The following is a 13,970-nucleotide window of genomic DNA, read 5'->3' as shown; positions in this document are numbered from 1 at the left end:
TTTAGCGATTTCCATTGACGTTGACGGCGGAAAGAATATCGCTTGGGAGAGCTAGGAAATGAAGTCAGTTTGTAAAAGCGGCATCGAGTTTATCCCGATGCCGCTTTATAAGGATTGTTTTTTACTATATACAACAGAAATTCAACAACAACATCTACTTCTCTTCTCGCATAAAAACAATCTTATAGTTCGCTTTTTTAATATTGTTGGACATTCCAAATACAACTATTGTGGAATCTTTTTGATAGACGGAGAGTATCTGTTTTTTTTCTGATTCTACGTTCTTCAGTTTATAGCCTTCTTGTTTAGTGATTTCTTCTTTTAATGCAAAATAACTGTTTGAAACGCTAGGCCAATAGTGAATTGTTGGAATTGACTTGTGCTGACCAGAACTTTCCTTCTCAAATAAAACATGTATTTTTTCCTTTGAATCTGTCTTTAAGATGTAAGAAAATAGTGTGTCGTCTTTCTTGTCGACACTTTTATCTATCACAAATCCTTTCGCTAGAAGCGCAGCATTCATGGACTGGATAGAGTTATTGGAAAGCAAATCGATAAAACTGCTCGCTCTCTCTAATCTGCTCTGTGCAATAGCCGACTGTAGTATCCATAAGCCCATAAAAATGCTGGACAAAATGTTTTTGTAGTGTACGGATATCATCATTGACCTTTAACCTCTCTAGGGTTGATGTAGTGTAAGCTATTTGTATGCTCTCGCTCAAATACCTTGAGGATTTTTTGGGACTCCTCTTCAAAGTATTTCACTTCCTTTTTTAGCTTTGGATCTTTTGCGATCTCGACTATAGCCTTATTCATATTATCAAAATCTTCTAAGATAAAGTATATTGACGCCGTATTGTAGTATCCCATAAAAACTAACCGACCCTCATGCTTCTCTGTCGGATTATACTTGGAGGTTAATTGGCTATAGTAGTCCAATGTCGAGAGAAGGTTGTTTTTGACTTGATCGGGTATAGGCTCGTTTCCTTTGATCATGCTTAGATTTTCCTTTATAATTTTGAAGTTTTCCAGGGCTTTTTCGTACTCAGGATGTTTCTTGGAATCAAGATGTTGTATGTATACGGCTTTGCTTACAAGAGGATATCCATACTTTTGATCTAAATAGGAGTTGATAGAAGAGATCTTTCGATCGACTAGACGCTTCAGGAGCTCTGTCTTAATATTGTCCATATTATTCCTTAAGTGCCCCTCAGCTTCTGATCGGGTTGCGAATACCTTGGATAAATAAGGGGACTCCGTCATTTCCCTCGGAGTTTCCTTTAGAATAATCGTATCAGCGAGGTTGTCTTTGATAACTGTAAATGCTTTAAAGCGCGCTGTCACTCGCCCAGAATACGAGTATAGTATCGTTATATTGCCAGCCTTGTCTTTCCGCTCCTCTTTGCTTTCTGTTACATTGGATTCGACAATCTCCATGGATTGCACGGTATAGGAAATGTGAATATCCGGGCTGTCTGATTTTCTTTGAAATCCAGACAGCCTGATTTGGTTTTCTAAGTTGCCTTTGTCCAGATAATTGCCCGTAGCTCCTTGTAGACTTACAGTTGCGCCGAAATTCTGATATTTGTCAGATAGTTTAACTTCGGGGTATTGCGTGACCTGCAACTCCATTCGGTGTTTATCCAGGTCGACTTTTTGAGCTAGGGAGGCTCCGCTTATCAACATTAATAGAGTTGATAAAAAGAGTTGTGTTAAACTTGTTTTCATAGGTGTTTTTGTTATTAAATAAGTGCCATGTTTTAATAGTAGATGGACAAATGTAGAGAGAAATCTCAATGAGGGAAATACTCAAATTTACTCAATACGCAGTGTCTACCATTGAAATAGGCGTCTAAACGACCATGTGGGAAAGGATGCTTTAGCTGACTATGTGCTGAACAAAGAAATATCAGATGAGATTTTAGCGATTTCTATTGACGTTGACGACGGAAAGAATATCGCTTGGGAGAGTTAGGAAAAGAAGTCAGTTTGTAAAAGCGGCATCGAGTTTATCCCGATGCCGCTTTGTAAGTATGTTACTTTATACGTCTTAGCTTTTCAGTATGGTTAAACACCATCTCTTTCCCTTGATATTCATCAACAATTACTTGTTTAAGAATTAGTTCATTTTTGCTGAGTTCGTATGTGCCATCGTTATGGTCTCCAGGTTCATCTTCTTCTGATCCATCTTCCACCATTTTGAATTTTCCGTCTTTGGCTACGTAAGTAAAGCCTGTCTCTTCCCACTCCTTGGCCTCGTCATCATAGCTCTTAGTGATACCTTTTCCGTCAGCCTTAAAAGTAATGACTTTTAGGTTTTTAGTAAAAACAGTGTCTAGAGCAACAATCGGAGCTTCTCCTTTTATAGTAGTAACTGTTTTCGATGCGTAATACTCCCAGGAACCTAAAAAGGTTGGTACCTCCTCTGTCTTGTCGTCTTTAGAACAAGAAATAAAAGACACAGTGATAACTAATAATAAAACGAGTAAATTTTTTGATCTCATAATTTTTATTTTTTTTGACAAAGATAGGATTTTCCTCACCGCTTGTTCAAATAAAATTGATTTTACTTTTCCAAGTATTCTTTATTGGTTATCACGTGATTATTTAAATCATCTCAGTCTAAGGTCCAATAGGGATTGTCAGTCGCTTATTTGGATTATTTCCTTTTGGCATATAATGTGGTCAGCTTCTTCGGCAGGTGTTGTATGTTCTGATCGCATAGATCATAGAGTTCAAGGCCCAGATCCGTAAACCCGTACTGCTCGACATAGGCCAATACAAAGTCGCCCTGTAGGCTTTGATGTTCGCCATCACATAAGCTGAGGTAGTCGCAGAGCAGTGGATGGTAGCGCTCGCCTAATAGACCTAAGGCAAATACGGCAAAGGTGCCAGGCATGGCGCAATATTCATCTTCCAGATCGTTGTACCATTCGAATTCTTTCATCGCTAACCTGGCGTAGTTTTCAATCTGTGGATGCAAGGCTTGCCATTTTATAGCATTTGCAAAGAGTTGGTGGACACCTTTTTTGGGCAGGGATTTAATTGCTAACCAGTTTTTTTCGGAGCTGCTGAATTTGATGGTGTAGGAACTTGGAAATCCATAGGAAAGGAGGTTGCACAGAAAATCTAAAACCTGACTGTAAGCTTCTTCACTATCTTCTTTTACCTTGATTTTGACAGTAGCAAATACGTCGTTGGCATCGCACATAACGAGGTCAGTCTTATACTGTCTGATCTCCAATGGCAAATCGCCTGATCCGTTCTTTTTTAAGTCCGCAGGCAGTTTGCTCCCAAGAGCTGTGACGATCTTGAAGATCTCGCTGGCTGCATATTGTCCATCGCCTCCCATATACTTAACCTTACTGATAGCAATGTAACAGGCAAATCGTAAATAGCTTTCCGACAGTTGCCAACTTGGTTCGCCTGCCTTGAGTTTCCACTCCGGATAGCCATATGAGTCATTGACCTGCTCAAAAAAAGGAGCACGTATCACACGCTCTACCCAATAGCGTAGTGTGGTATCAATATCCCAGCTCCAACCACAGAGCTTGCGCATCTTTTCGGTGAAAGCGACAGCCTTGTCATAATCAAAATCGCTTCCTCCTGCTTTGAACAAATAATACTCAAGCACAGCATTTACTAATATTTCGCGACCTTGAATCCGAAAGCACTTGTAGGACGGATAACCTGCCTCATTTCTGGTGTTTGATAATCGAGTGCTGCCTTCCTCGATGGCCACTATACATTCATCAAATATTTCGTGTAGCGATGGTGTGCTTTTGGTGTCTTCAAAGATCAAGTATTTTCTGTTATTGCTCATATTATTCGAGTGCTGGCTGTCTTGTGTCTATGTTTAGCTACAATTATAAAACAATTTGGGCATATTTTACTAAGCTTGGACGGCTATAAAACTGATTTGATCGCTCTGACGTTATGTATTCATCCATTATCAAAAAAACGCTCCTGTATTACATGATGTAACAAGGAGCGTTTTCGTTTATAGCAAGGGACGTTATGCTGTCCTTTTATATTTAGCTATAATGACCTGCTAATTATACAGCTGATTGAACAGCAACTTAAAGGTTCCGTGGCTTTGTGCGCGATTCGTAATCTCTGGGCCGAAAGCAAACAGCTTACCCTTGCCCAACGAAGCTACTAAGCCGATGGATCCTCCTTTCAAATAGTGTTGACCATGTGCCCAACCACTCAATAGTGGTTTTTCAAGATTGATCGCTCCAATAGAATATAGATCCTTTTTATTGTCCAACTTAAATACAGGGCTATTATTGAATACAATATTGACAGTGGATTCCAGTCCTTGATTTTCTGCCAAGGAAACATCTAAGTCTGCTTGGAGTATACTGGTCGGGATATAGTAATCAGCATTTGATAATGGCAAACTTTTACCATTCTTTCCTACGGTAAGTAAAGGGTCGGTCACCGGCAGATCAAAATGGTATACCAATTCGGATGAGGATCCTACGGTAAGAATCTGACCTCCCTTTTCTACATATTTTTTGAGAGCCGGGATTGACTTATCTTTGGATACCTGTCCCAGCAGGTATTTGTACTCCTGTGGTACAAGACTTGCCTCTGGTTGTCTGAACTTGGTAATATCGTCATTTCTCTCTGGAATGCCAGGACCAATGAACAATAGGATATCGTAGTTTTCGATGGTGCCATTGTCAATATCCTGTGGATAAAAACAGGTGTACTCGAATCCATATTGCTCCAGTATCCAGCGTGTCCATCCCGAAGGCATAGAGCCACCGTAATAATCAAACAGTCCAATTTTCAACGACTTAAGAGGGACCAGCTTTGCTGGCTTTTTCGTCGCTGCATCAACGCGAAGCTCCAGACCTCCAATTGCTTTTTGCAGTGTTTCTTTAGCACGTGTTTCCACATAAAAGTTTTTAGAGCTTGCATCACGATATACGTTATTGCCGCTATTCAAAAGCTTGTTTACCACGATAAAGGCATCGTTTGCTTTGGCATTGATCAGATAACCGTTTTTACTGACGGGAAGCATGTTTTTTTCTACATTAATCATTTCGCCGTACGGAAGTCGCTGGAACGGACCGTCAACATCCTCGTAAAAGCGTTCGTAATCCACCCCCATCTGCATCGCCAATGTCCAACCTGCAGCATCGTATGGACGGACCGGAGGTCCTCCTTCGTACTGGGTATCATGTGGATGGTCCTGTGCTTCGAACATATCAATAACCTGTGGACGGAAGGCTTGATTGGTTTTTACGACGAGCGAATGTTTCGGATATTTTTTTCCATTATGAACAAAGTCTTGTGTCGCTTGGTAAGCATATACGCCAGACTTGATCAGCGCATTAACAAACTTGATAGCAGTGCCAAAATCGGCTTGATCTGCAGGCAGTATATATACGCGAGGATCTCTATTCTCTGGACGTCTCAGCACATTGTCAAAATAGGTACTGGGAATGGATGCGAATCGAGCGCGTGTGGTGCTGTTTGCCGCTGTTTTCTTTGCACTCATGTCGGCTTGATAAGCATCTTTCATCTCCTGGATATATTTCGGAGAAGCCGTCCAATAATCCTTGTTCCCACGCTCGATGGAATTTTTCCCCATTTTGTAGAAGTTGTACAATAACTTGTCGCCATTGCGCGAAGCGTAGTCCAATATCCCCAAATTCATCGATACAGAATAATCGATGGACTGTTGGAAATGCCATTTTTGAGGAGCTATAGGGTTGGGCAGTCCGTTTCTGGGAACCAGACGCTCAGGTACTAGTTTGATCTCTGATGGTGTGGGATTGCCTGTGGTTTCAGTCAATATACCGATCATATTGTGAAAATAAGGTGCGGTACGCAAGCCTCCGTTCCACCAGGTGGAAAAGGTAGACTGATCCATACGGACATACCCTGGCTTGTCCTCTTCATTCAAGCGGTTGATCATAGCAAAGCCTACTCCATCAATCCCAGTAACGAGAAGCGGATCATAGGCGTAATTAAACGGATCCCGATAAGGGGGACCTGCGACTACAGTTCCGGCCGGTGAGGTCTGGTGGTGATTATATACAATCTGTGGCAACCAATCGACATACATGACCTTGGCCAGATTCGTAGCTTCTTTCATGTTGAACATATAGAAGTCTCGGTTGTTGTCATGACCAACGTATTTCTGATAGAGCCGTGGAATGGACATGTTTCTCTTGGTTTGATCTTCGTACTGCATATACCAGTCGGCAAGAAGATCCTGACCATCGGGGTTGACATGCCACATCAATATCACAACTTTGTCGAGATAGTTTAATATTTCTTGGCTTTCACTGGATGCCAATAGATAAAGGGTCTCAATAAGTTGATGAGAGCCGACCATTTCATTGGAATGCATACCTCCATCGATCCAGACAATAGGCTTGCCCTCACTTGCCAGTTTCTTTGCTTCTTGATCGCTAAGCCCTTCTGCCCGTCCCAATGTCTGGGATATCTTTCGATATTTGTCGACCTGAGCTAGGTTTTCAGGAGAAGAGATTACGAGCAGGTACTGTTTGCGCCCTTCTTCGGTGGTCCCCGCTTCTTGGATACGTACCCTGTTGGATTCTTTGGCTATTTTCAGAAAATAGCTTTCCATCTGTTTATAATTAGCGAGTTGATAATCATCGCCAATGGAGAATCCAAAATGGGACTTGGGTGTGCTGATCGTTTGCGCGTGTATATCCGTATTCCACAAGGAGAATACAAGCGCAGTCAATATGAAATTCTTCTTCATTTTTTAGGTGTTGATTTTTGTTCTAACCTTACTTTCAATTTGTATATGGTGTAAGAAGTGTTTACAATATAGGACTTTTTTTAAGTTTACAACGGATTTTGCAGACAAAGTGGATTCAGTTCTACTTCTTTCTCAGGCAATACCCACTCCCACTCTTTGCTGTCTGCTGGTCTGTAACGGTTCGGTTCGCCGATTACGGTACCATTACCATACATATTAAAGTTGGATGCTAATGGATCGACATTGGTAGGCATAGTGGTCATGCTGTTGGACCAGTTGCCCTGATTGTAACCCGCACGCGGTTTAGGTCCTCTGTCCAGAGGTACGTTTAAACGTTTTAGATCCAAAAATCGGAATCCCTCTCCCCATAGTTCGACTCGACGCTGGAACATGACCTCATCGATCAGATCGGCACCCGTATTTGTTGTTTTATGATATTGTGGATCGCGATGTTGCGCCAACGGCAAAAGCGCCTCTGCTGCTTGGGCATCATGTCCTCCGGCACGTACATAGCCTTCGGCCGCAATCAACATCATTTCGGGCAAACGCATAAACGGGATGTCACGCTGGCCTTCGGTCTGTGGATCTGTAACCAAGAACTTATTGGCCATATAGTTGGCGTACTTCGAATTTGAGGACGGCGGAACCAATGGACGTGGTGTCACTGTTCGATCTACAGCTTTTGGAAACCAAATCGATTTGCGTATATCGGTATCGCTGATACGGTTGTACAAGAGGTTGTAAATAGCTCTTGGCGAATTCTGATTATAACTGATATTCTCGTTGGACATGTAACCGTGAAAATGGGTCAGTCTCTTGAACTGGGACAAGAGGGGCTTCGAACCCCAGAGCCACTCGCTGTTCGACTGATCGGAAAATCTATTGTCCAGCGTCTTGTAGGTATCGGCTTGAAGCTGCGCTCCTGATTTCTTAACAACTTGATCGGCCATTTCTGCAGCCTCTAGCCAGTGCCCCTGCGTAAGCAGTATACGAGCTTTCAGCCCACGCGCTACATGCACATTGATATGCGCTTTGCTTGATCTGTTGACATCGGTAGCGTTCAATAGTCTGATAGATTCATCGATATCGCTGTTAACCTGAGCGTACACTTCTTCAACGCTGGCTCTTGCACGGGGTTTGCTAGAATTGTCGGTGCGAAGCACGATGCCCATCTGTGTATTGTTACGTCCAGAAATATAGCGTTCGCCGTACATCTGAACCATGGTGAAATGAGCAAATGCTCTATAGAACATAGCCTGTCCCTTGATATTATTTCTCTCGCTCTGAGGACCTTCGATATTGTCAATTCGATCAATAATCATATTGGAGTTGGAAACGAAGTACTGCATCAAACGGTAAAAGTGCTCAACGCTGCCTACTGTAGGTTTTCGGTGTGTGGCCCATTGCGCCTGGGTTTGAAACTGTGCATTGGAATAGGTGTATACCAGATCCTCTCCCATGACATCATACCATATCATCAGCATATCATATCCACCATAAAAGGCAGACGTTGACAGATCGGGGGTCCACATCAACTTATGCAATCCATTTACCGCCATCATTGCGGTCTTGGTATTGGTAAAGATGGCTTCCTCATCTACAGACTCCGTTGACTTGGTTTCAAGAAAGTCTTTTTGACATCCCCAAAACACGGTTGCTATTAAAGCTATTATCGGTAAGAATTTGCTGTTCATTTACTTTACAATTTAAAAAGTTAAATTCAAGCCTAACGTAAATACCCTAGAAGGCAGGTATACATCGACATTACTATTATATCCTGAAAAAATGGCCTTGCGTGGGTACATGCCCTGACGCTTGGTGAGCAAAAATGCATTGTCTGCGGAGAAATAGACGCGCATCCCACTTACATTATAAGGTTTCAATAAGTCCTTGGGAAACTCATATGAGGCCGTAACATTTGCTAGTTCTAACATATCAGAACTGACCAACCAACGTGTAGAAGAACCTGCATTCAGGTCCACATCTTGGGCATCTTCCAAACGTGGGACATTGGTGATGTCGCCAGGCTTCTGCCAACGGCCCAATATATCGACATGTCTCGTTGATCCGGTCAAAGCCGAACCCGATGGACCGGTCATTAGATTGTTATAACCAGTATCGTACATTTTTCCTCCCAATTGATAGTTGAATAGTAAATTCAATGCTACTCCATTCCATGAAAATCCAGTATTAAAACCTCCGGACAAAGTTGGCATCGATACTCCAGACCAATCGTACATGGCTTCGGCAACTTTGGTGGTGTAGTATTTGCCATTCACATCCACGATAGAGGTAGATCGCTTAGCGGGATCAGACTCCTCAAGAAAGGCACTCAGCACATCTGCGCTAGGTGTATATATACTGCTTCCTGTCGCAGGATCTACTCCAGCCCATTGCCTCAAGTAAAACTCATAGCGAGAATGCCCCTTTTCTATGCGGTGTACCCCCGAATTATAAGGGTCTACAGGTAGATCTGTGATCTTATTCTTCAAATATGTAGCATTAAATCCCATATCCCATACAAAACCATTTCTCTTGATCAGTTGTCCATTAAGTGTTAATTCTAAACCACGGTTATATAAGCTACCTGCATTTTGATAAGCATAGGTCTGCCCGGCATCTGGTGCTTTGGGAACTTTAAAAAGAAGATTGCTGGACTGTCTGTTGAAAAACTCGACAGTACCCGTCAAACGGTTTTGGAATAGGCCAAACTCCACGCCAATATCACTGGAATGAGAAACCTCCCACTGTAAGGAACGACTGTTCAATTCGCGTTCACGGACATAGCCCGGCTCCAGCCCATTATCAGCGGGTTCATAAGACGCTTGCCACGCATAATAGGTACCAATATCGTCATTGCCTACTCCTCCATAAGACGCACGCAGTTTCAACAGGTCGAACAGACCAAGGTCTTTTATAAAGCTTTCCTGGTCTAAACGCCATCCTGCACCAACAGAAAAGAATGTGCCCCAGCGGTAGTCTTGATAGAATCTAGAAGTACCATCGCGACGAATAGACCCCGAAAGGAAATACTTGTTGGCATAATCGTAGTTGACACGGGACAAATAGCCTTCTGTACGGTACTTATCTGTTCTTGAAGTCGGCATACCCGGTACAGAATAATTTGGAAACTCGTAATTGCCATTGTCAAAACGCTGATCAGACATCTTTGCTAAAAGATAGTTGTATTCGTAATCGTAGCTTTCATGCCCCATCAATACATCGAAGTGATGCTGATTGAACTGCTTAGTATAAGAAAGTAGCTGATTGAAGGTCCATGTGGTGGTGAAAGAATTTGATTTGCTGACCGAACCACTGTTTTGTTTTTCTGGAAAAACAACAGAGGCCGAAGAGTTCAAGCGAGCATCAGCGCTCACAGCACCATTTGTGGTAAACTTAAGCCCATCGATGATATCGATTTCGGCATACAGTTTGGCATTCAACAAATTTCTTTTGTAACCATCATGTACTTTCTGCAATTCCAATACGGGGTTAGAACCGCCGACGTAATCTCTGCTCGGAGCAGACAAGTCATCTGATATTCTGTAGCCTGTACCAAAATCATATACACGATTACCACTGTTGTCCAATACATAGTCTTTTGTTATTGGATTGTGGATATGAATAGGATATATAGGCCCTATGTACCGTACATAACGAAATGGATTGCCATTATTCCCTGAGCTTTCATTCTGTAAGCCATCCATTTTATTGAGCACTCCGTTGATCATTCCGCCAACTTTTAAAAAGGAGGTAATTTTAGAATTGATATTTCCATTGATGGTATAACGGTCAAATTTGGATCCGATGATATACCCTTTTTCGGACAGGTAGCCGGTCGAAAGATAGTAGTCGGACTTGCCCGTACCGCCACTCACATTGATGCCTGCATCTGTACGTGTGCCCAGGCGTTGAATTGATTTAAGCCAATCCGTATCATCACCCCACATGAAGCTTGCATTGGGGTTCAACTTTCCAGAAGAATCTACAACTTGATCGTCAGGCACATTGAAAGGATTGTATTTGAGGTCATTGCTGATCAAGTTCTCGGCTGCTGCCTTATTTGCTTGTTCAAGCGTCATCCCGTTCTTTAAAAGCATATTGCGTGTGCTTTCCCAATTGACCAAGAGGTAATCAGCGACCCCCACTTTCTTGTAGTCGCTGCTCTGTGGCGCCGTAAATCCTTGATTCAATTTGAAACCAACACTCTGTTTGTCTTTTTTTCCTCCTTTGGTTTGGATAAGGATCACCCCGTTGGCTCCTCTGGCCCCGTATAGAGCAGCAGAAGATGCATCCTTCAATACGGTCAGGCTTTCGATATCTGAAGGGTTGATGGTGTTGAGCGGATTGTCATAAGGCATACCATTCAATACGATCAATGGCGTAGAATTGACACTGGAAGAGATGGTGCCTATTCCTCGGATATGAATCGTTGGGTCAGAACCTGGTTGTCCACTGGCGGTAGAAACCTGCACACCAGAAACCTCGCCTAGAAGAGAGTTGGTGACAGAAGTTAAAGGTCTATCTTTAAATTTATCCGCATTCAACTGGGTAGCCGAACCGGTAAAGGCACTTTTTTTTGCAGTACCATAGGCAACGACAACGACCTCGTCCAGATCATCGACCTTTGGCTGCAACTTGATCGCATATTCTTTTTGTGTGGTGACGGATATACGTTGTGGCTCATATCCAACAATGGTAATCAGCAATACATCTCCATTCTTGGCTTGAATTGTAAACTCGCCAGCTGTATTGGTTGAAGTGGATTCTCCCTGTATATTCTGTACGGTCACTCCGGCTAAGTGCTCTCCTCCATCTCCAGTTACACGGCCATGTATGGTGGTCTGTTGTTGCGCTGCTACCTTGACAGCAGTTGCTGCCTTCTCCCCGGATTTTTCGACAATAATACGTTTGCCACGGATTGCATAGGTCAGATCGGTATTTTCAAAGGTCTTCTTCAATGCATCCTGCAAAGGAATACCATTGAGGTTTAAAGAAATCTTTCCTATATTTTTGATATCATTTTCTAAATATAGAAAATGGTAACCAGATTGTTTACTGATGCTCGAAAAAGCATCTTTTAAGCTCTTGTCTTTTAGTGTCAGATTTATATTCTGGGAGTAAACAAAAGCGTTAACTTGGCTACTGCATAGCAGCAACGCAGCAATGGTTAGTTTTAACGTCATGATGGGCCTAATCAATCTATAATTATTACAACAGGAATTTGTAATATATCTTTTATACATTCGTTGTCAATACTTGAAGGTTAGTAAATTGGTTTTATAACTTATATAGAACCTAGCTCCTTAGGTTTGAAAGCCAGGACAGTCTTGTTTGTACTTCTTTTTTCTGTGTTCTAATGATATGTTGATCATTTACCGAACGATATGCACCTCCTTCCCTTGAATTTCAAATTTTACACCACTTAGGGCGGACAGATCCTCCAATAATTCTTCCAATGGTAAGTCCGTCGGATATGTACCTCCTATGCGTTTACTGCTTAATTTCATATCAGAACGTATGGTGATATTATACCATCTGGCTACGAGTTGCATAACTTCCAGAAGCTCCATGTTATCAAAAGTGAAATAGCCATCTTTCCAAGAAGTCAATTGATTGACATCAAATTTTTGCCTTATAGCCTCATGTTTGTCGGTGTCTGCGATAAGCTCTATTCCTGGTGTTAGCTTATACTCTTTCTTATCCATGTAGAATTTAACACCACCTTCGACCAGTGAAGTTCGGACTGAGTTTTGCTCCTTGTACGCCTGTACATTGAATTTAGTACCTGTAACTTCAATTTCTCCCTTGCCTGCAAAGACATGAAATGGCTTCTCTATATTATGCGCAATATCGAAATACCCCTCGCCCTCCAGATAGACCTGGCGATGTTCTTTTGTAAACGATTGTGGAAATCGAAGAATAGAACCGGCATTGAGCCATACGGATGAACCGTCCGCTAATGTCACTTCCTGATGTTGTCTACTAGGGACTTGTATGGTAAGCCAGGCTTCGGCAACTCCCCCTTCTTGTTGTGACACAAGGGCTCTAAGGTCTTCTGCAGAAAGCGTTCCCTCCAGCGCTTGTACCTTCCCGTTCGGTAAGGTAATCGTTACTTTCTCGCTGTTGTAATCTTTTGCTTCGGCGATCACATAGCTTGAATCCTCCAGCGCTCCCTGTTCACTGTTAATAAACCAGACGCCTGCGAATAATAGCATGGCTACAGCTGCGGAAGCTGTCCATCGTATCCAGCGGATGCCGGCAGACTGATGTCGTGGCAACATAGGCAGCCCTGCTTTGATAATTTTTGATGTCGCATTCTTATGCTGCTCATCCTTCCAGTCCCAATTATCCGCAATAGGATTTTTGAGAATATAGCGTTCTATATACTTGCATTCTTCCTGCGAGCATAGTCCTTTGCTATACCTTTCCAGTAATTCGTTGATATCCTCGTTATTCATAATATAGGATTTTATCTGCGTCTATATTATAAAGAGTAAGGCCGAATGCCAAAGTAGTAGGCGAATCTGAAATTATTTTTTATAAGCTTGATTACAGTATATCCAAAATCAATATCAACAGCAAATAAGGGATGTAATCATCATCGATTTTAAGTTTAAGAATCTTTAGCGCATTATTGATTTGCTTCTTGACTGTTTTATCAGATATATTCAGTTGCTTCGCAATTTCGAGATAAGAAAGATTGGATTTCCTGCTCAACAGGAATACTTCTTTCATCTTTTCTGGTAGCTGGTTTATATGACTCTCCAATATCGTGTTCAATTCTTTAAAATCCATCTGCTGCTCGGTCACCAGTGGAGATGTATCGTAGTGAGAAGCATAATACGCTCGGTATTGTTCGTTTTTAAGCCGTTCTTTCAACTGTCTAAAAGCCAGGTTGCGTGCCATGATGAAAAGAAAAGATTTTAGGGATTTGATCTGCGGTATACGCTCACGGATAGCCCATAGGTCGACAAAAGTCTGTTGGACGACATCAATGGCGTCATCTTCATCGGGCAGAATTCGGATAATCTGTTTAAACAGTTTTTCCCAATATTCATCATACAAGGTCTCGAAATCTCCTCTCTCCCTAGCTTCATCGGTCCCTAATTTGAATAAAGATACAACTCTTCCCATCTCTTGATATCAGTGCTATTTGGTATGTGGGTTGGTAGTTTTAATCCACAATTTTACAAAAGATTAATAACTATTCAAAACTCTA

The 13,970-nt window shown here is 42.1% G+C and carries 9 protein-coding genes; all 9 read right to left on the bottom strand.

All coding sequences use genetic code 11. The annotated features are described in order from the left end of the window. Window positions 1–154: 154 nt before the first annotated feature. The 9 genes from M472_RS28675 to M472_RS0122460 all read right to left on the bottom strand — a co-directional run bounded on the left by M472_RS28675 (window position 155) and on the right by M472_RS0122460 (window position 13,885). Window positions 155–619: a hypothetical protein gene (locus M472_RS28675; RefSeq protein ID WP_144062650.1), complete on the bottom strand. Its 465-nt coding sequence runs from the start codon at window positions 617–619 to the stop codon at window positions 155–157. Between the two features lie 41 nt (window positions 620–660). After that, window positions 661–1,728, bottom strand: coding sequence for a hypothetical protein (locus M472_RS28670; RefSeq protein ID WP_144062649.1), 1,068 nt, complete (start codon window positions 1,726–1,728; stop codon window positions 661–663). A gap of 308 nt (window positions 1,729–2,036) precedes the next feature. After that, complete coding sequence (locus M472_RS28665; protein ID WP_021069291.1) at window positions 2,037–2,504, bottom strand: hypothetical protein; 468 nt, start codon at window positions 2,502–2,504, stop codon at window positions 2,037–2,039. 155 nt (window positions 2,505–2,659) lie between these two features. Then, complete coding sequence (locus M472_RS28660) at window positions 2,660–3,823, bottom strand: DUF6138 family protein (RefSeq protein WP_021069290.1); 1,164 nt, start codon at window positions 3,821–3,823, stop codon at window positions 2,660–2,662. A gap of 228 nt (window positions 3,824–4,051) precedes the next feature. Further along, window positions 4,052–6,748, bottom strand: coding sequence for a M14 family metallopeptidase (locus tag M472_RS28655; RefSeq protein ID WP_021069289.1), 2,697 nt, complete (start codon window positions 6,746–6,748; stop codon window positions 4,052–4,054). 86 nt (window positions 6,749–6,834) lie between these two features. Next, complete coding sequence (locus M472_RS28650) at window positions 6,835–8,442, bottom strand: RagB/SusD family nutrient uptake outer membrane protein (protein WP_021069288.1); 1,608 nt, start codon at window positions 8,440–8,442, stop codon at window positions 6,835–6,837. A gap of 12 nt (window positions 8,443–8,454) precedes the next feature. Further along, window positions 8,455–11,934 carry a SusC/RagA family TonB-linked outer membrane protein gene (locus M472_RS28645; RefSeq protein WP_021069287.1) on the bottom strand — a complete coding sequence of 1,160 codons (3,480 nt, stop codon included), beginning with the start codon at window positions 11,932–11,934 and terminating at the stop codon, window positions 8,455–8,457. Between the two features lie 189 nt (window positions 11,935–12,123). Continuing rightward, a complete protein-coding gene (locus M472_RS28640) occupies window positions 12,124–13,209 on the bottom strand; it encodes a FecR family protein (protein WP_021069286.1) in 1,086 nt (361 codons plus the stop codon). A 91-nt stretch (window positions 13,210–13,300) separates the two neighbouring features. Next, window positions 13,301–13,885: an RNA polymerase sigma-70 factor gene (locus M472_RS0122460; protein ID WP_021069285.1), complete on the bottom strand. Its 585-nt coding sequence runs from the start codon at window positions 13,883–13,885 to the stop codon at window positions 13,301–13,303. Window positions 13,886–13,970: the final 85 nt, after the last annotated feature.

This window comes from Sphingobacterium paucimobilis HER1398, assembly GCF_000416985.1.
In the GTDB taxonomy this organism is placed as follows: Bacteria; Bacteroidota; Bacteroidia; order Sphingobacteriales; family Sphingobacteriaceae; genus Sphingobacterium; species Sphingobacterium paucimobilis.
The sequence above is the reverse complement of the archived record's forward strand: the minus strand, read 5'-3'. Positions and strand labels throughout refer to the sequence as shown.